Annotated in this window: 16 protein-coding genes; 10 read left to right on the top strand and 6 right to left on the bottom strand. The window is 67.6% G+C overall.

The window, feature by feature from the left end:
• Positions 1-47 precede the first annotated feature (47 nt).
• Genes K2M58_RS03575 through K2M58_RS03565 form a run of 3 tightly spaced genes read left to right on the top strand, consistent with a single transcriptional unit; the run spans position 48 to position 2,880 of the window.
• Positions 48-704, top strand: a complete 657-nt coding sequence (locus K2M58_RS03575; protein ID WP_220678320.1) for a GNAT family N-acetyltransferase — start codon at positions 48-50, stop codon at positions 702-704.
• 23 nt (positions 705-727) lie between these two features.
• Positions 728-1,396, top strand: coding sequence for a CBS and ACT domain-containing protein (locus K2M58_RS03570; protein WP_220678319.1), 669 nt, complete (start codon positions 728-730; stop codon positions 1,394-1,396).
• Complete coding sequence (locus K2M58_RS03565) at positions 1,393-2,880, top strand: acetoin utilization protein AcuC (RefSeq protein ID WP_220678318.1); 1,488 nt, start codon at positions 1,393-1,395, stop codon at positions 2,878-2,880. Before K2M58_RS03570 ends, K2M58_RS03565 begins: the two co-directional genes overlap by 4 nt.
• On the opposite strand, the gene K2M58_RS03560 is transcribed toward K2M58_RS03565, so the two are convergent.
• From K2M58_RS03560 to K2M58_RS03550, 3 genes are all read right to left on the bottom strand, one after another.
• Positions 2,851-3,561, bottom strand: coding sequence for a 5'-methylthioadenosine/adenosylhomocysteine nucleosidase (locus K2M58_RS03560; RefSeq protein ID WP_220678317.1), 711 nt, complete (start codon positions 3,559-3,561; stop codon positions 2,851-2,853). The two genes, K2M58_RS03565 and K2M58_RS03560, sit on opposite strands and share 30 nt — an antisense overlap.
• 10 nt (positions 3,562-3,571) lie before the next feature.
• Positions 3,572-4,570 (bottom strand): catabolite control protein A, encoded by a 999-nt coding sequence (gene ccpA / locus K2M58_RS03555; protein ID WP_220678316.1) that lies wholly within the window; start codon positions 4,568-4,570, stop codon positions 3,572-3,574.
• A 345-nt stretch (positions 4,571-4,915) separates the two neighbouring features.
• On the bottom strand, positions 4,916-5,989 hold the full coding sequence (locus K2M58_RS03550; protein ID WP_220678315.1) for a bifunctional 3-deoxy-7-phosphoheptulonate synthase/chorismate mutase: 1,074 nt from the start codon (positions 5,987-5,989) through the stop codon (positions 4,916-4,918).
• Positions 5,990-6,275: 286 nt separating this feature from the next.
• On the opposite strand from K2M58_RS03550, the gene K2M58_RS03545 reads away from it, so the two are divergent.
• Both K2M58_RS03545 and K2M58_RS03540 read left to right on the top strand, forming a co-directional pair.
• Positions 6,276-8,294, top strand: coding sequence for an ABC transporter ATP-binding protein (locus tag K2M58_RS03545; RefSeq protein ID WP_220678314.1), 2,019 nt, complete (start codon positions 6,276-6,278; stop codon positions 8,292-8,294).
• A complete protein-coding gene (locus K2M58_RS03540; RefSeq protein ID WP_220678313.1) occupies positions 8,291-10,243 on the top strand; it encodes an ABC transporter ATP-binding protein in 1,953 nt (650 codons plus the stop codon). The genes K2M58_RS03545 and K2M58_RS03540 overlap by 4 nt, the downstream gene beginning before the upstream one ends.
• A gap of 55 nt (positions 10,244-10,298) precedes the next feature.
• Here the strand turns inward: K2M58_RS03540 and K2M58_RS03535 are convergent, their stop codons facing one another.
• Positions 10,299-10,655 carry a phage terminase large subunit family protein gene (locus K2M58_RS03535; RefSeq protein ID WP_220678312.1) on the bottom strand — a complete coding sequence of 119 codons (357 nt, stop codon included), beginning with the start codon at positions 10,653-10,655 and terminating at the stop codon, positions 10,299-10,301.
• A 117-nt stretch (positions 10,656-10,772) separates the two neighbouring features.
• Here K2M58_RS03535 and K2M58_RS03530 point away from each other — a divergent pair, with 117 nt between their 5' ends.
• Together K2M58_RS03530 and K2M58_RS03525 are read left to right on the top strand one after the other, a co-directional pair.
• Positions 10,773-11,144: a YugN family protein gene (locus tag K2M58_RS03530; RefSeq protein ID WP_220678311.1), complete on the top strand. Its 372-nt coding sequence runs from the start codon at positions 10,773-10,775 to the stop codon at positions 11,142-11,144.
• A 40-nt stretch (positions 11,145-11,184) separates the two neighbouring features.
• The gene (locus K2M58_RS03525) at positions 11,185-11,928 is read left to right on the top strand and encodes an IclR family transcriptional regulator (RefSeq protein ID WP_220678776.1); all 744 of its coding nucleotides are present in this window, start codon (positions 11,185-11,187) and stop codon (positions 11,926-11,928) included.
• A gap of 51 nt (positions 11,929-11,979) precedes the next feature.
• Here K2M58_RS03525 and K2M58_RS03520 read toward each other — a convergent pair whose 3' ends face one another.
• Positions 11,980-12,651, bottom strand: coding sequence for a response regulator transcription factor (locus tag K2M58_RS03520; protein WP_220678310.1), 672 nt, complete (start codon positions 12,649-12,651; stop codon positions 11,980-11,982).
• A gap of 98 nt (positions 12,652-12,749) precedes the next feature.
• Positions 12,750-13,787, bottom strand: coding sequence for a sensor histidine kinase (locus K2M58_RS03515; protein ID WP_220678309.1), 1,038 nt, complete (start codon positions 13,785-13,787; stop codon positions 12,750-12,752).
• A gap of 226 nt (positions 13,788-14,013) precedes the next feature.
• Here K2M58_RS03515 and K2M58_RS03510 point away from each other — a divergent pair, with 226 nt between their 5' ends.
• Genes K2M58_RS03510 through K2M58_RS03500 form a run of 3 tightly spaced genes read left to right on the top strand, consistent with a single transcriptional unit; the run spans position 14,014 to position 17,263 of the window.
• Positions 14,014-15,201, top strand: a complete 1,188-nt coding sequence (locus K2M58_RS03510) for an NAD(P)/FAD-dependent oxidoreductase (protein ID WP_220678308.1) — start codon at positions 14,014-14,016, stop codon at positions 15,199-15,201.
• 18 nt (positions 15,202-15,219) lie between these two features.
• Entirely contained in the window at positions 15,220-15,813 is a 594-nt protein-coding gene (locus tag K2M58_RS03505) for a hypothetical protein (RefSeq protein WP_220678307.1), read from the top strand.
• A gap of 28 nt (positions 15,814-15,841) precedes the next feature.
• Complete coding sequence (locus K2M58_RS03500) at positions 15,842-17,263, top strand: MBL fold metallo-hydrolase (RefSeq protein ID WP_220678306.1); 1,422 nt, start codon at positions 15,842-15,844, stop codon at positions 17,261-17,263.
• Positions 17,264-17,297 lie beyond the last annotated feature (34 nt).

The following is a 17,297-nucleotide window of genomic DNA, read 5'->3' as shown; positions in this document are numbered from 1 at the left end:
CAAGGCCACCAGAGCGACGCCATCGCCGCCTGCCGAGGGGGAGCCCGATGCCGCCGATCGTCCATCGGAAGACGTTCGTCCGGGAAGAAGGAATCCGGGATGAAGGGACCGGGAACGCGGGCGCTTCGATCGTCGTCGAGGGACCGCTTTCGCCGGAGGCGCTTCAGGAGCTCGCGATGCACCCGGAACTGACGGCCTTCCGGCCGCCGGAGGCGCAGCATGCGGCCCTCATCGCCATCGCTGGCCTGCCGGAAGGGCGGGTGATCGTGGCCCGGGACGGCCGGACGATCGTCGGCTACGTGACATTTCACCACCCGGACCCCCTCGAGCGATGGGCGGAGGCGCGGGACCCGCGGATCCTCGAGCTCGGCGGCATCGAGGTGGCGCCGCCGTACCGACGGAGCGGCATCGCAAAACGGCTCTTACGGGTCGCCTTTCAGGCGCCGGAGATGGAAGACTATCTCGTCTACTCGACGGAATATTACTGGCACTGGGACCTGCGCGGAACCGGGCTCGACGTCTGGGACTACGGCCGGCTGATGGAGCGGCTCATGGGCACCGTCGGACTCGAACGGATGGCGACCGACGATCCGGACATCGCCGCCCATCCGGCGAACGCCCTGATGGTGCGGATCGGCCGGAACGTGCCGTGGGAGACGGTCGTCGCCTTCGACCGGCTGCGGTTTCGGCGGCCGATGTTTTGAAGCCAAGCGAAAGGGGAGCGGCGATGCTCGTCGCCGACATCATGCATACCCCGGTCATCACGGCGCCCCGGACGGCGACGATCCGGGATGCGCTCGAGCTTTTGCACCGACATCGCATCCGGCATCTTCCGATCGTCGACGGGGACGGCCGCCTGTTCGGCATCGTCACCGACCGGGACCTCCGGGAAGCGGTGCCGTCCCGGCTGGCCGTCGACGACGCGTTGCTCGCCCGGCTGGCGGAACCGGTCGAGGCGATCGTCCGCCGGGAGGTGATCACGACCCATCCCGGGGAGTTCGTCGAAGAGGCGGCCCAGCTCATGCGTCAGCACAAGATCGGCTGCCTTCCCGTGATCGCCGACGACGCCATCGTCGGCATCGTCACCCACTCCGACCTCCTGAGCGCCCTCATCACCCTGCTCGGCGTCGACGCCCCGAGCACCCGGTTGGAAGTCGAGGTGCCGGATCGGGTGGGGATGATCGCCGACCTCACGGCGATCTTCAAACAGCAGGGCATCAACATCGTGAGCCTCTTCGTCTATCAGAGCCCGGAGCCCGGCCGGCGGCGGGCGGCGATCCGGGCCCGGACGATGGACCCCCGGCGGCTCATCGCGGCCATCCGGGCGGCGGGTTTCGTCGTCCGCTGGCCGAAGCTTTCGGACGACCGGCCTGAAGGAGGCAAAGGGCCGGCATGAGGCCGTCTGAAGACGCAGGGGCGCGGGAGACGCAACCGCTCAGGCCTCCGTCGCCGGAGCCCCCGTCGTCGAGGTCGGGCCGAACGGATTCGCCCGGGCCGAACGTCGGGGCGCCGGAGCCGGGCGGGAAGGCGGCGCCCGGGCCGGGTGGACCGCCGCCGGAGCTGTTTTCGCCGAAACCCTGGCCGAGGCCGATCTGGCCGGCGCGTCCCGTCGGATCCGGCGGCCAGGCCGTCCTCATTCACCACCCCGACCTCATCCGCTACCGGTTTCACGATGAGCATCCGTTCGACCAGCGGCGGCTTCTCCTCGTCCTGGACCTGCTGGAGGCCCTCGGGCTCGTGGCGCCGGAAGAGCGCCTCGTGCCGGACCCAAGCGCCTGGGACGAAGAACCGCTCCTTCGGGTCCACGGCGCCCGCTATGTCGAGGCGGTGAAGGCCGCCGGAAGAGGCGGCCGTGCCGGAACGCCGCCGCTTATTCCCGGAACGGCCGGCGAGAGCATGGAGATGGCCGGCGCGGGCGATGCGGCGGTCGACGAAGACGAGGCAGAGCCCCACACAGCGCCGGCCGCCTTTTCCGCCGACGATTTCCTCGACTACGGCCTCGGCACCGAAGACGTGCCGATCTTCCCCGGCATGCACGAGGTGGCCTTTCTGACCGTCGTCGGCGCCCTGACCGGCGCCCGGTACATCATGGACCACCCCGGACACCACGCCGTCTTCCTCGGCGGCGGGCTCCATCACGCCTTTCCGCACAAAGCTTCGGGATTCTGCATCTACAACGACGCCGCCGTCGCCATCCGCTACCTTCTCGACCGCTACGACGTCCGGGTGCTCTACATCGACACCGACGCCCACCACGGCGACGGCGTTCAGGCGATCTTCTACCGGGAGCCCCGGGTGATGACCGTCTCGATCCACGAGACGGGCCGCTACCTCTTCCCCGGCACCGGCCACGTCACCGAGCGAGGCGAAGGCCCGGCCTTCGGGACGAAGGTAAACGTCCCGCTGGAGCCGTTTACCGAGGACGATGACTACCTCGCCATCCTCGAGCGGGTGCTGGTGGCCGCCTTTGAACGCTTCCGGCCGGACGTCGTCGTGAGTCAGCACGGGGTCGACGCCCACCGCTACGATCCCCTCACCCACCTCGCCTTAAGCACCCGGGCCTATCGGGCCATCCCGCGCCTCATCCACACCCTTGCGGACACCTACGCCGGCGGCCGCTGGCTCGCCCTCGGCGGCGGCGGCTACGACCTCTGGCGCGTCGTCCCCCGGGCGTGGACCTTCCTCTGGGCCGAAGCCGCCCACCGGCCCCTCGTTGACGCGGAGGTGCCGACGGTGTTCCTCGACCGCTGGCAAAAAAAAGCGCCGGTCCCCCTCCCCCGGCGCCTGCTCGATCCTCCGTTTCCGCTGATTCCTCGGCGCAAAGCGATCCGGGAAAAAAATGCCGTCGTCTTAAAACGCGTGCTCGAATTCCTCCGCTGAACGGACGATCGCCCGGGCGAGGGCGGCGCTCCGGCCGGCCGCCTCTTTTAAAAAAGCGGGGAAATCCGCCGGCGCCGCCCCGTCCGCCCGGTCGGAGATCGTCCGGATGAGGAGGAAGGGCACGCCGTTTTTGTGTGCCACCTGCGCTGCGGCGGCGCCTTCCATCTCGACGCACAGGCCGCCGAAGCGCTCCCGAAGCGCCTTCACCATCTCCCGGTCGGCGACGAACCGGTCGCCGGAGAGCACCCGGCCGACGGCCGGCCGGCGGCCGAAAAGCGCCTCGGCCGCCGTCACCGCCCGCCGGATCAGGCGGGGATCGGCGGGAAAGACGCTCACCGGCTCAAAGGGGATCTCTCCCGGACGAAAACCGAGAGGCGTTGCGTCGACGTCGTGCTGGAGGGCGTCTTCGGCGACGACGAGATCGCCGATCTCAAGCGCCGGATCGAGGGCGCCGGCAACGCCGAGAAAAAGGAGCGCCTGAGGCCGGAGGTGGTCGATCGCCGCCTGCACCGCAAGCGCCGCGTTCACCTTGCCGACGCCGCTTTTTAAAACGGCGACCGGCCGGCCGTCCATCCGGCCGACGCGGGCCTCGACCGGCCCCGCCCGGCGGACGTCCACCGCTTCCATCCCTTGAAGGAGCTCGGCGATCTCTTCGTCCATCGCCCCGATGATCGCGACCATGGCGCCCTCCTTACGCCGGCCGGGTCGACTGCCGGAACTCGATCCGGTGCGGCAGCACGACCGTCTTCGTCGGCACGTCTTCGTTCTGGATGAGCTTGGTAAGAAGCCGCATCGCCACCGCGCCGATGTCGTACATCGGTTGCACGACGGAGGTGAGCATCGGCCGGACCATCTGGGCGATGCGGGTGTTGTCGAAGCCGATCACCTCGACGTCGTCCGGGACGCTGAGACCGGCGTCCTGCACGGCGTGGACGGCGGCGATGGCCAGCTCGTCGCTCGCGGCAAAAATCGCCGTCGGCCGCGGCTGGAGCGCCAGGACCGTCTTCATCCCTTTCAGGGCCGCCTCGTAGTGGGGCGGCACCTCGACGATGAGCGTCTCGTCGACCTCGACGCCGCCTTCGGCGAGCGCCTGCCGGTAGCCTTCGTACCGGCCCCGGCCGAGGCTCGTCGAGAGGCGGTCGGAGAGGAAGGCAATCCGCCGGTGACCTTTTTTGAGCAGATACGAGACGGCATCGTACGCCGCCTGCCGGACGTCGATGTGGACCGACGGAAGCTCGCCTTTCGGGTCTTCCGTCGCCACGAGAACGACCGGCACCGGCGATTTGAAGAGCCGGCGGTGCTCTTCCGTCACCTGTGAGCCGAGGAAAAGGAGGCCATCGACCTGTTTTTCGAGCAGATTCCCGATCAGCTTGAGCTCCTTGTCGATGTTCTGGTCGGAGTTCGTCAGGATGATGTTGTAGTGGTACATCGTGGCGATGTCCTCGATCCCCCGGGCGAGCTCGGCGAAAAAGACACTCGAGATGTCCGGCAGGATCACGCCGATCGTCGTCGTCTTCTTGCTGGCGAGCCCTCGGGCGACGGCGTTCGGTCGGTAGCCGAGCTCCTCAATCACCCGGAGGACCTTCTTCCGGGTGCTCGGCTTGACGTTGGCGCTCCCGTTGATGACCCGCGACACCGTCGCCATCGAAACGCCGGCTTCCCGGGCGACGTCGTAGATCGTCACGCCCATCGGATCCCCTCCCCCGGGTCTGGAACCGCTTTTATACTTCTTTGACTATGATACGCCGTCCGGGGGATTTTCGCAAGTGGTTTGATGTTTTTTCATAAATGGCCAAAAGCCTTTCTGCCGGGCCGCGGGAAGCGCTTTCGTGTCGGAGGGAAACGAACGGCGTTTTTCGGCTGAAGGCGCTTTCGACGGAAACCGGCGTGAAAAACGATCGCCGCAGGCGATCATCTCGCCTGCGGCGTTTCGGTCGTCTCCGGCATTGCGCTTTTGCCCCGCGGGACCCCGCCGGGCGGCCGGCACTGCGTCGGCGCCCGGCGGCCCTCAGCCGAACCGGCGCCCGGCGGCCCCTCAGACGAACGCCGGCGCGGCGGTTTTGAGCTCGGCCATGAAACGGCGGAAGGTGTCGAGGTCGATCTGCTGCTGAGCGTCGGAGAGGGCAACCGACGGGTCCGGGTGTACCTCGATCATCACGCCGTCGGCGCCGGCGGCGAGGGCCGCCTTCGCCAGCGGGAGGAGGATATCCCGGCGCCCGGCGGCGTGTGAGACGTCGACGAGGACGGGAAGGTGCGTCTCCTGCTTCAAGATCGGCACGGCGGAGATGTCGAGGGTGTTCCGCGTCGCCTTTTCGTACGTCCGGATGCCCCGCTCCGTGAGGATGACGTTCGGGTTGCCGTGGGAGAGGATGTACTCGGCGGCAAACTTGAACTCTTCGATCGTCGCCGCCATCCCCCGCTTGAGGAGGACCGGCGTGCTCAGGGCGCCGACTTCCTTGAGCAGCGCGAAGTTCTGCATGTTCCGGGCGCCGATCTGGATGATGTCGACGTACCGGACGGCGACGTCGAGGTCTCCCGGCGTCATAATCTCACTCACGACTTTGAGGCCGTAGCGGTCGGCGACCTCCCGGAGAATCTTCAGCCCTTCGACGCCGAGGCCCTGGAAGTCGTACGGCGACGTCCGGGGTTTGAAGGCGCCGCCCCGGATGAGGCCGAGGCCGTGCTCGGCGATCACCCGCGCCACGGCGTCCGTCTGCGCCTCGCTTTCCACCGAGCACGGGCCGGCGATGATGACCGGCGTGCCGCCTCCGATCCGGACCGAACCGACGGTGACGACCGTGTCTTCCGGCTTCCGGGCGCGGCTCACGAGGAGGGCGTCCTCGTGCTGCTTCTGCTGAAGCTTGAGGGACGCGGCGAAGATCTGCTTGAAAAGCGCCCGGATCGTCTGGTCGTCGAAGGGCCCGGTGTTGATCCGGACGAGGTGGTCGAGCATCTCCCGCTCCCGCACCGGGTCGAAGCGGTTGATCCCCTGCTTGAGCTTGAGCCGCCCGATCTCCTGCACGACTTCCGCCCGCCGGTTGAGCCATTTCAAGATCTCCTCGTTGATCCGGTCGAGCTCCCGGCGGAGCGCCTCCAGCTGGCTGGTCATGGCTTCTCCCTCTCCTTACGCTGGCGGTCGGGCCTCCTCCGCGGCCGCCGCGGCCCCTTCCGCCGCGGCGCGGTTGGCGGCGACCTTTCATGTTTCTTTAGGGCTTTTAACCGCTAAAGCTCTATTGTCCGCTATTATAGCAGCCGCGGCGCCGGCTGTCACGCCACAAGCGCCCGACAGCCTCTGTATAAATTGCTCGCTTTACAACCGGCCGGCGTTGGCGTACAATGAGGCACAAGGATCGTTCGGAACGCGAAATATTCGTCCTTCCAGGGAGGCCGGCAGCGTGCGACGGACGTTCCGCCATCTCGGCCCGTTTCTCAGGGAAAACCGCCATCGGTACGCCTGGGGGATTCTTTTCATTTTCCTCGCCGACGTGGCGCAACTCCTCACGCCGCGGCTCATCGGCGGCGCCGTCGACCGGCTCGCCGCGGGGGCGATGGAGCCGGGCTTCCTCGTCGCCACGGCGACGATCCTCCTCGTCGCGGCGGCGATGACGTTTCTCTTTCGCTACGCCTGGCGGATGCTCATCTTCGGCACCGCCCGGAAGCTCGAGTACACCCTGCGGGACCGGCTGTTCCGCCACCTCGTCACCCTCTCCGCCGGCTGGTACGACCGGCACAAGGTCGGCGACCTCATGGCCCACGCGACGAACGACATCGGCGCCGTCCGGTTTGCCTTCGGCGGCGGGGTGGTCATGTTTTTCGACACCGTCATCCTCGTCGTCCTCGTCGTCGGCACGATGATCGCCACCGTCGATCTCCGGCTGACCGCCTTGGCCACCGCCGTCTTCCCCTTGATCGCCTTCCTCTCCCGGCGCTTCGGCCGGGAGATCCACCGGCGGTTCAAGGACGTCCAGGCGGCCTTCGGCCGGGTGACGGAGCGGGTGCAGGAAAACTTAAGCGGCGTCCGGGTCGTCCGGGCCTACGGCATCGAAGCGCTGGAAGAAGCGGCGTTCGATGCCGCCAGCCGGGAACTCCTGGAGAAAAACCTTCACCTCATCCGGCTGCAGGCGCTGTTCCAGCCGCTGGTGCAGCTTTTCGTCGGCATCGCCATGTTCGTCGTCCTCCTCTACGGCGGCTTCCTCGTCCTCCGCCAGGAGATCACCGTCGGCGCGTTCGTCGCCTTCAGCGCCTACCTCATGATGCTCGTCTGGCCGATGCGGGCCATCGGCTGGGCGATCAACATCCTCGAGCGGGGGGCGGCGTCAATGGAGCGGCTGAACGCCCTCTTCGACGCCGAACCGGAGATCCGGGATGACGAGCGGACGGATCCGGCGATCCGCTCGATTCGAGGCGAGATCGCGGCCCGGAGACTTTCGTTCCGGTATCCCGGCAATGAGGCGGCCGCCCTCGCCGACGTCTCCTTCACCGTGCCGGCCGGCGGGACGCTCGGCATCATCGGACCGACGGGGAGCGGCAAGTCGACCCTCGCCGCCCTTTTAAGCCGGCTCTACGAGGCTCCCGACGAGACGCTGTTCATCGACGGCCGGCCGATCGCCGCCATCCCGCTTTCGGTCCTTCGCTCATCGATCGCCGTCGTGCCGCAGGAGCCGTTTTTGTTTTCGGCGACGATCGAAGAAAACCTCCGCTTCGGCGCCGAAGACGCCTCGCCGGAGGCGATCGCCTGGGCGGTGGAAGCGGCGGGGTTTCACGAAGCCCTCGAGCGCTTCCCGGACGGCCTGAACACCGTCGTCGGCGAGCGGGGGGTGACGCTTTCCGGCGGGGAAAAACAGCGCCTCGCCCTCGCCCGGGCCCTCCTCCGCCGGGCGCCGATCCTCATCCTCGACGACGCCCTCTCGGCTGTCGACGCCCGGACGGAGCAACACATCCTCGCGCGGCTTCGGGAACTTCGCGGCCGGCAGACGATGATCATCATCGCCCACCGCGTCTCGGCGGTCATGTTCGCCGATGAGATCCTTGTCCTGGACGGCGGCTGCATCGTCGAGCGAGGCACCCACACCGAGCTCATGCAAAAAGGCGGGCGTTACGCCCGCCTGGCGCGGCTTCAGTCCCTCGCCCTGGACGACCCGTTCGACGGTGAAGTAGCCGTGAAAACGACGGCCGAAGGCGGCACCCCGACCGATCCGGCACCGAGCGGCGCCGGCCAGAGCGCCGCCGATGGGGCCGATGCCGGCAAGAACGTTGCCGAAACGGCCGAAGCCGGCGAAAACGCCGCCGGAAAGGTCGATGCCGGCGAGGGCGCCGCCGAAACGGCGGCCGCCGGGGCGCCGGGCGGCCGGGCCGACGCTCTGCCTGCCGAACGCCCCGCCGAACGCGCCGGCGAAAGGAGCGTCCGCCGATGACCGACCGCGATCGACGCCCACGGGATCCCCGCAAGCGACGGGAACAACCGGAAAAACGTCCGACGACCGAACGTCCGCAGGGAGAAACCAAACCGCGGGAGGATCCCGGCGCCGCCGGTCGGCCGTCCGACCAGGCCCTCGTCCGCCGACTCGCCCGCTTTGCCCGGCCGTACGCCCGACCGCTGGGGGCGGCTGTCCTCCTCGTCCTCGCCGCCACCGCCGCCGAACTCGCCGGACCGCTCGTGATCAAGACGGCGATCGACGCTTACTTCGTCCGAAGCGGCGGCGCGCCGGCGCCGGACGCCGTCCCGGGCCTCGTCCGCCTGGCCTTTTTCTACCTCGGTCTCGTCGTCGGCGGGTTTTGGCTCACCGCCGTTCAGACGCGGCTGCTCCTCGCCACCGGCCAGCGGATCCTCTACGACATCCGCCGGGCGATTTTCCGCCATCTGCAGACGCTCTCGATCGGCTTTTTCGACCGGATGCCGACCGGCCGCATCGTCACGCGGGTGACGAACGACGTCGAAGCGCTGTCCGAGATGTTTTCCACCGTCTTTGCCGTCCTGATCAAAGACGCCGTCGTCCTCGCCGGCATCGCCGCCGTCATGCTCGCGCTGGACGTCCGGCTCGCCCTCGTCGCCTTCCTCACGCTGCCCCTCGTCGCCCTGACCCTCCGGATCTATCAAAAGATCGCCCGGGAGGCGTTCCGCCGCGTCCGAAGCCGCCTCGCCCGGATCAACGGGGCGCTCGCCGAATACCTCTCCGGCATGCGCGTCATCCAGCTGTTTCACCGGGAGGCCGCCGTCGCCGACCGCTTCGCCGCCACGAACCGCGACCACTACGACGCCAGCCTCAAAGAGCTCCGGGCGCAGTCGGTGTTCCGACCGGCGATGGACGTCCTCTACGCCCTCGGCCTCGCCCTGCTCCTCGTCGCCGGCGCCCGGACCCTATCCGGCGACGGCGCCGCGGCGGAGGTGGGGCTTGTGTACGCGTTCATCGATTATCTCGGCCGCCTCTTCCAGCCCATCCGGGAGATTGCCGAAAATTACACCGTCGTCCAGCAGGCGATGGCCTCCGCCGAACGCATCTTCGCCCTCCTCGACACGCCGCCGGAGGTGACCGAACGGCCTCGGGCCCGGCCCCTGCCGACGGTCCGGGGGGCCATCCGCTTCGAAGGCGTCTGGTTCCGCTACCGGGACGACCGTTGGGCGCTTGAAGATGTTCACCTCGCGATCGAGCCCGGCGAGACGATCGGCGTCGTCGGCATGACCGGCGCCGGAAAAAGCTCGCTCATCCAGCTTCTCGTCCGCTTCTACGATCCGACCCGCGGACGGATCACCCTGGACGGCATCGACCTTCGGGACCTCCGCCTCTCGGACCTCCGGCGGGCGATCGCCGTCGTGCTGCAGGACCCGTTTCTCTTCGACGGGACCCTCCTCGACAATATCCGCCTCGGCGATCCGTCGATCGACGAAGCGGCCGTCCGGCGAGCGGTCGAGGCGATCGGCCTGGAAGCGACCGTTCGCCGCCTTCCGGAAGGTCTCCGGACCCGCGTCGGCGAACGGGGCGGGCGGCTTTCCGCCGGCGAGCGGCAGCTCGTCGCTTTCGCCCGAGCGTTCGTCCGGGACCCCCGGGTGCTCATCCTCGACGAAGCGACGGCCCACATCGACAGCGAGACGGAGATCGAGGTGCAAAAAGCGCTGGAGCGGCTTGCCCAGGGTCGGACGACGATCGTCATCGCCCACCGCCTCGCCACCGTCCGAAACGCCGACCGCATCATCGTCCTTCACCGGGGCCGCATCCGGGAGGTCGGCTCCCACCGGGAGCTCATGCGCCAGGACGGCCTCTACGCCGCCATGGTCCGGCTCCAGGAAGCCGCCGGCGCGGACGTTTTGGACCTCCCGGACGGGATATTCCGCCGCTTTCCGACCGAAGCGGCCGGCCGCCCCTGAACCGGGGTGTTCGACCGGCCGCTGAATCGGCCCTCGTTCGCCGGGCCGGCGCCCGCTAGCCGCGCCGGAACCCCCGCTTTCGTCTGGGAAAGCGGAGCGTGAGCCGGAAGCGGACCGTCCGCCGGGCCGCCCGTTCGACCACCGCCGGAACATCGTTCGCCCCTCCGACCTCCGGCCGGCCGGCCCCGCCGGACGAAAACGGAAACGTGACGACCCGCCCCGCCGTCTCGCCCTGCAAGCGCCCGAGGAGCGGGCGAAGGGCCGCCTTGGTCTGGGCATCCAGCCGCACTTCCCCGCAGGCCGGGCACGTCCACACCGGGACGCCCCGGATGAGATGCGGCGGATAATGAACCGCCCGCCGCTTCAGCACCATCGGTCCCCCGCACCGGGGACAGCGGTCGAACAACCCCATCCCTCCGTCCTTCGCCGGCGGTTTCCCGCTTTACCCCCAACCGTTCTGGACGTTTACCGGACCTATGTTAAAATAAAGAACAGCGCACGCACAATATGAAAAAATGGAGGGAAGGGCATGCGGCGCGTCGAAAGCCCTCTCATTGGCCGGACCTACCGGTTCGGCCCGTTTCGCGACACCGTGGAAAGCCTCGGCTTTGCCATGAACGAAACGTTCGATTACCATACCGCCGCCTTTGATTACGTGCTCCATAAGAGCAAGACGGACGTCGACTTTTACCTGCGGCTCGACGTCGACGCGGTTCGAGGCTACATCGAACAGCCGCAGGCCGAAATCATCGTCCGAGATATCCGCCTCCTCCGGGCCGTATACCATCGCGGCTTTGATTACGACGGCGACATCCCCCGGGAGATGATCGCCAAGGCGGAAGCCGTCCTCCGGACGCTGCACGAGCGGCTGAAGGCGGAGGCGGCGTTTCGCATTGCCTGACGCCGACCCTAACGTTAAGGAGAGACCGGACCCGATGGCCATGGACGAAGACCGCGGATCGGTCCGTTCCGTCGAACGGGCGCTCGACATTTTGCTCGCCTTTACCGAACAGCGGGAGCTCGGGCTGACGGAGGTCGCCAAAGCGGTCGGCCTCCACAAAAGCACCGTCTTTCGCCTGCTGCACACCCTGGAGCGGAAAGGGTTCGTCGTCCGGGACCCGGACACCGACCGGTACCGCCTCGGCTTTCGCATCTTCGAGCTCGCCGCCAGCATGAACCACGCCGACGATCCGCTGGCCCTCGTCCTGCCGGAGATGGAGCGACTCCGGGATGCCGTCGAAGAGACCGTGAGCCTTTACATCCGAGACGGTCTGGAGCGCATCCGCGTTCAGGCCGTCCAGAGTAATCAGGTCATCCGCCGCGTCGCCCCCATCGGTCAGCGGCTGCCGCTTTTCGTCGGCGCCTCCAGCAAGGTCCTCGTCGCCTTCTCGCCGTCGGACGTGCTCGAGGCGCTCCTCGAACATCCGGACTGGCCGGCGGGCGTCGACAAGGCCGCCTTCCGGCGGGAGATCGACGACGTCCGCCGGAAGGGCTACGCGATGAGCTTCGAAGAACGGGAGGAAGGGGTGGCGGCGGTGAGCATCCCCGTCTTTCGACCGAACGGCGACATCTTCGCCGCCCTGACCGTCTCCGGACCGGTGCAGCGCCTCTCCCGGCGGCGGATGGAAGAGATGCTGCCGGAACTCCTCGCCTCCGGCCGGCGAATGGAAAAGCTGGTCCGCTGACGCCGGCCCGCGGCGTCCGACGAAGGGAAAAACCCGTTTCCGACGGCCTCATCAGCCGCTCGTCGACCCTTCCGCCGGCGGCGTGACGATGAGCCCGTTTTTGAGCGCATAGTCGACGAGCTCGGCCCGGGTTTTGAGCTCGAGCTTGCGCAAAATGTTCGCCCGGTGCGTTTCCACCGTCTTGACGCTCAGGTGGAGCGCCTGGGCGATTTCTTTGTTCGAATGGCCCTGCGCCATGAGGACGAGCACTTCCGTCTCCCGCGTCGAAAGGAGCTTTTGCCTGCCGGCGGACGGGTTCCCCACGTCCCGGATCATCCCCCCGTAGCGAAGGCGGACCCGCTCCGGGAGATACGGCCGCCCTTTTGCCCCCTCCCGGAGCGCCCGCACGATCTCCTCCGGTTCATCGTGTTTGAACACCACGCCGGCCACGTCGGCGGCCAGCATCGCCTGCAAATGCGCCGTGTCGTCGAACATCGTCAGCATGACGACCCGGACGCAGGGAAAATCTTCCGCCAGCCGCCGGGCCACGGTGATCCCGTCGAGCCCTTTCGGCATGTGGACGTCCAGGAGAACGGCGTCGACCGGTTTCCGGAAGACTTCCCGCAGGGCTTCCTCCCCCGAAGCCGCCTCGCCGACGACGGCGATGTCGCCTGCCCGCTCCAGGATGAGCCGGAGCCCCTGCCGGACGACGGCGTGATCGTCCACGATGACCACCCGGATCATCGCCTTCCCCCCTTTGCATCGCCCCGCGCCCTGGACGCCCACGCCGCCTCTGACCAGGGCGCCTTCGGCGGACAGAGGCGTTCACAGCGGTCCGCCGCCTACGGCGGCTCCGGCCGGGGAAAGCAAAACCAAAGGCGCGTGCACCGCCCCGGCCGCGACTTGATCCAGAGCCGTCCGCCCATAGACGCCGCCCGTTCCGCCATGCTGCGGAGGCCGAGCCCCGACGCTTCGGCCGCCCGGCGGACGTCAAATCCCCGGCCGTCGTCGACGATGAGCACCCGACACGTACACGTTCCGCAGCCGACCCGGACCAGCACCGTCCGGGCTCGGCCGTGAAAGACGGCGTTGTGAATCGCCTCCTGCACGATCCGGTAAACGTGGGTCGCCTGCCGGCCCTGAAGCGCCGCTTCGACCGTCGGGGGAAAGGCCCCAACCACCTCGATCTCCACCGTACGGCCGGTCCACTGCGCCGCCAGCTGCCGGAGCGCCGACGTCAGGCCGAGATCGTCGAGGGCCGGCGGATAGAGCGCCTGCGACAGCGCCCGGAGCTCCCCGACCCCTTCTTCCAGCAGTCCGATCAGGTGACGCACCTTCTGCTCCTTCTCCGGGACGCCCTGCACCTCGTAGGCGAGATCGTCCAGGCCGAGGCGCACGCCATAGAGCAGCTGCAGCACGCCGTCATGGATTTCCAGCGACAGGCGCCGGCGCTCTTCTTCCAGCACCTCCAGCGTCCGGCGGTGGAGCTCCGCCCGGCGTCGGAGCGCCTCCGCCTGGCGTCGGACCGTCGCGTCCCGGATCGTGATCACCATATGCCCCGCCTTCGGCTCGACGTCGACCAGAAACGACCGCGTCATCGTCACCGGTACCATCGTCCCCCAGCGGGTCGGCATCTCCGATTCCAGCTCATCGATCGCCTGCTGGGCGGCAAGAAAACACCGCTCCTGGCCTTCGGCGACTTCCCGCTCCTGACAGAACCGGCAGTACGGCACCGGCTCTCCGAGCTGCCAGCCGGTCATTCGCTCTGCCGCCGGGTTGAGGTACGTGATCGTCCGGCGGCGATCCATGACCACGACGCCGTCGTTTAAGGCGTTCAAAATTTTGCCCAACGTCTGGGCATCGAGCGCCGGCGTCCCCATCGGCCCCCTCCTTTCCCGGCCGTGTTTCCGGCGATCCGGCGATCGTTTCGGCTCCGTTCCGGCCGGATGCCCCCGGCCGAGATGCGACGACAGACATATGAAGCGAAAACACCATCGATTCAGTGGATTCCCCGATAGGCTTGAAAGCGGTCCCATGATACGCTTTTCTCAACCGCCGTTCTGGGTTACCAAAACCATACCATACTCCGGATGGGGGAGGAAACCGATGCGCTTCAAAATCGTTATCGTTGGCGGCGGGACCGGCGGCATCACCGTCGCGGCGCAGCTCCTTCGCCGCTGGCGGGCCTTATCCGGCGAAATCGCCATCGTCGAACCGTCGGAAAAACATTACTACCAACCGCTCTGGACGCTCGTCGGCGCCGGCATCACGCCCCTGGACGTCACCGTCCGGGAGGAAGCGCGGGTCATCCCGCCGGGGGCCGTCTGGATCCGCGACGCCGTCGAACTGTTCCTCCCGGGAGAAAACCGAATCGTGTTAAAAAGCGGCGAATCGATCCACTACGACTGGCTCGTCGTCGCCGCCGGCATCCAACTCGACTGGAACAAAATCGACGGCATCCAAGAAGCGCTGGAATCCGGGCCCGTCGGCTCGAACTACGCCTTCGACACCGTCGAAAAAACGTGGAACGCCCTTCAGCGGTTTGAAGGCGGGACCGCCCTCTTCACCGCCCCCAACACCCCGGTCAAGTGCGGCGGCGCGCCGCAGAAGATCATGTACCTCGCCGAAGACTACATGCGCCGAAAAGGCGTGCGCGCCAAGGCGACCGTCCGCTTCGTCTCCGGCGGCACGATGATCTTCAGCGTGCCGAAGTTTGCCGCCACCCTAAGCCGCATCGTCCGCGAGCGAAACATCGAGACGCAGTTTCGCCACAACCTCGTCGCCCTCGACTCCGTCAAGCAGGAAGCGATTTTTGAAAATCTCGAAAGCGGCGATCGGGTGCGGATGCCGTACGACTTCATCCACGTCGTCCCGCCGCAGAGCGCCCCCGACTTCATCAAAGAAAGCCCCCTCGCCGACGCCGCCGGCTGGGTCGACGTCGACATGCACACGCTCCAGCACAAACGCTACCCGAACGTCTTCGGCATCGGCGACAACACGAACCTCCCGACGGCCCGAACCGGCGCCGCCATCCGCAAGCAGGCCCCGGTCCTCGTCCACAACCTCCTCGCCGCCATCCGGGGCGAACCACTTTCCGCCCGTTATGACGGCTACGCCTCCTGCCCGCTGGTAACCGGCTACGGCCGCCTCATGCTCGCCGAATTCGTCTACGGCGACGTGCCAAGCGAGACGTTTCCCTTCGACCAGGCCAAAGAGCGCTTTTCCATGTACGTGCTCAAGAAGGAACTCCTCCCGATCATCTACTGGGACGGCATGCTCAAAGGCGTGATGTGACGCAAAGGAGGAACGCCGATGACCGCCGAACACGCCTCCCGCACCACCCTCGATGCGCCAACCCTCGAAGCCGTCCTCGCCGATCCGGCCGTCGAACAGGCCCTCGTCGACCTCCTGCACGACCTCCCCGAGTGGGCGGCCCGCCTCAAGGCCCTCGGCAACCTCCTCGCCTTCGCCGAACATCTCTTCGCCGACCGGGAGTCCCTGACGTACCTCCTCAGCGGCCTGAAAGAAGATTTGCCCCCGGTCACCCTCGACCGGGAGACGCTGGCCGCCCTGCTCCGGCTGCTCGACAAGGCGCCGCGCCTCGTCGCCTTCCTTGACAAGATCGAACCGATGGTCGAGTTTGCCGTCGCGCTGGCGGAGGATCAGGAGTCGCAACGCTACCTCCATGAAAGCGTCCAGAGCTACGTCGCGCCGTTCAAAGAAAAGGCCGACGAGGCCAAAGCCCTCGTCGACGCCATCCGCCGCCGGGCGCAGGAAGACCGCACGCCGGTCGGCGTCTTCGGCTTGATGAAACTCCTCAAAGAGCCCGTCGTGCAGGAACTTCTCATCACCCTCCGGGCCGCCGTCGCCGTCCTCGGCGAACGGAAAGGAAACGTACGATCGTAAGCAACAAGAATCAAAGGAGGCGACCGGCATGCTCCTTCGGACGTTTGTCGATGAAAAGCTCGCCCACTACTCGTACCTCGTCGGCTGCCAGGCGACCGGCGAGGCGATCGTCATCGACCCGATGCGGAACATCGAGCCGTACCTCGAGACGGCCGCCCGGGAAGGCGTCCGCATCGTCGGCGCCGCCGAAACCCACATCCACGCCGACTTCGTCTCCGGCGCCCGGGAGCTCGCCGACCGGGTCGGCGCCACCCTCTACCTCTCCGACGAGGGCGACGAAAACTGGAAGTACTGCTATCTCGACGGCCTGCCCCACCGCCTCCTCAAGGACGGCGACGTCATCCAGATCGGCAACATTCGCCTGGAGGTCCTCCACATCCCCGGCCACACCCCCGAGCACCTCTCCTTCCTCCTCTACGACCTCCCGGCGACCCAAAAGCCGATCGGCATCTTCACCGGCGACTTCGTCTTCGTCGGCGACGTCGGCCGCCCCGACCTCCTCGAAGCGGCCGCGGGCCTCGCAGGCACCGCCGTCCCCGGCGCCCGGCAGATGTTCCAAAGCTTAAAGCGCTTCAAAGCCCTCCCCGACTACCTCCAGGTCTGGCCCGCCCACGGCGCCGGAAGCGCCTGCGGCAAGGCCCTCGGCGCCGTCCCGTCGTCCACCGTCGGCTACGAGAAGCTCACCAACTGGGCGCTCCAGATCGACGACGAGGACGCCTTCGTCGAGGCGCTCCTCGCCGACCAGCCGGAGGCGCCGAAGTACTTCAAGCACATGAAGCGGATCAACAAAGAAGGCCCGGCGCTGCTTCGAGAACTCAAAGAACCGGTCCGCTTCGGCGCCGACGACGAGACGCTCGAGCGCCTTCAGGCGGAAGGGGTCCAGATCGTCGACGCCCGGCCCCAGGCCGCCTTCCAGGAGGGGCACCTCCCCGGCTCGATCAACATCCCCCTCGGCAAGTCGTTTACCACCTGGGCCGGCTGGCTCGTCGACTACGACCGGCCGCTCGCCGTCGTCGCCGATGAGGCGGCGGCGGAGGAGATCCGCATCGCCCTCCGCTCGATCGGCATCGACCGGCTGGAAGGCATCATCGCCCCGACCGACGTCCTCGCCCGCGGGCCGGAAAAGCTCGACCGCTACGCGAACGTCCGGCCGGAAGACGTCAAAGACCGCCTCGGCGACTTCTTCATCCTCGACGTCCGGAGCGAAAGCGAGCGGAAGGCGGGGGCCCTCGAGGGCTCGACCCACATCATGCTCGGCGATCTCCCGGACCGGCTCGCGGAGGTGCCGAAAGACCGGCCGATCCTCGTCCACTGCGAGCTCGGCGGCCGCTCGACGATCGCGGCGAGCATCCTCCGGGCGAACGGCTACCGGGAGGTCTACAACCTCCTCGGCGGCTACGCCGAGCTCAAGCAGGCCCTCGGCCGCGTCGACGCCCCGCTCAACGCGTAACAGCTTCGAACGCATCGGCGCCTTTTTGAAGGAG

The sequence above is a fragment of the Hydrogenibacillus sp. N12 genome, assembly GCF_019645935.1.
In the GTDB taxonomy this organism is placed as follows: Bacteria; Bacillota; Bacilli; order Thermicanales; family DSM-22653; genus Hydrogenibacillus; species Hydrogenibacillus schlegelii.
Note: the sequence above shows the minus strand (reverse complement) of the source record. Positions and strands in the feature narration are given on the sequence as shown.

Coding starts and splice junctions, on each gene's coding strand:
- K2M58_RS03530 (WP_220678311.1), top strand. CDS start 10,773: ATGCGGCGCGTCGAAAGCCCTCTCATTGGCCGGACCTACCGGTTCGGC.
- K2M58_RS03550 (WP_220678315.1), bottom strand. CDS start 5,989: ATGACCAGCCAGCTGGAGGCGCTCCGCCGGGAGCTCGACCGGATCAAC.
- K2M58_RS03560 (WP_220678317.1), bottom strand. CDS start 3,561: ATGGTCGCGATCATCGGGGCGATGGACGAAGAGATCGCCGAGCTCCTT.
- K2M58_RS03525 (WP_220678776.1), top strand. CDS start 11,185: ATGGACGAAGACCGCGGATCGGTCCGTTCCGTCGAACGGGCGCTCGAC.
- K2M58_RS03510 (WP_220678308.1), top strand. CDS start 14,014: ATGCGCTTCAAAATCGTTATCGTTGGCGGCGGGACCGGCGGCATCACC.
- ccpA (WP_220678316.1), bottom strand. CDS start 4,570: ATGGGCGTGACGATCTACGACGTCGCCCGGGAAGCCGGCGTTTCGATG.
- K2M58_RS03520 (WP_220678310.1), bottom strand. CDS start 12,651: ATGATCCGGGTGGTCATCGTGGACGATCACGCCGTCGTCCGGCAGGGG.
- K2M58_RS03565 (WP_220678318.1), top strand. CDS start 1,393: ATGAGGCCGTCTGAAGACGCAGGGGCGCGGGAGACGCAACCGCTCAGG.
- K2M58_RS03575 (WP_220678320.1), top strand. CDS start 48: ATGCCGCCGATCGTCCATCGGAAGACGTTCGTCCGGGAAGAAGGAATC.
- K2M58_RS03570 (WP_220678319.1), top strand. CDS start 728: ATGCTCGTCGCCGACATCATGCATACCCCGGTCATCACGGCGCCCCGG.
- K2M58_RS03535 (WP_220678312.1), bottom strand. CDS start 10,655: ATGGGGTTGTTCGACCGCTGTCCCCGGTGCGGGGGACCGATGGTGCTG.
- K2M58_RS03515 (WP_220678309.1), bottom strand. CDS start 13,787: ATGGGGACGCCGGCGCTCGATGCCCAGACGTTGGGCAAAATTTTGAAC.
- K2M58_RS03500 (WP_220678306.1), top strand. CDS start 15,842: ATGCTCCTTCGGACGTTTGTCGATGAAAAGCTCGCCCACTACTCGTAC.
- K2M58_RS03540 (WP_220678313.1), top strand. CDS start 8,291: ATGACCGACCGCGATCGACGCCCACGGGATCCCCGCAAGCGACGGGAA.
- K2M58_RS03505 (WP_220678307.1), top strand. CDS start 15,220: ATGACCGCCGAACACGCCTCCCGCACCACCCTCGATGCGCCAACCCTC.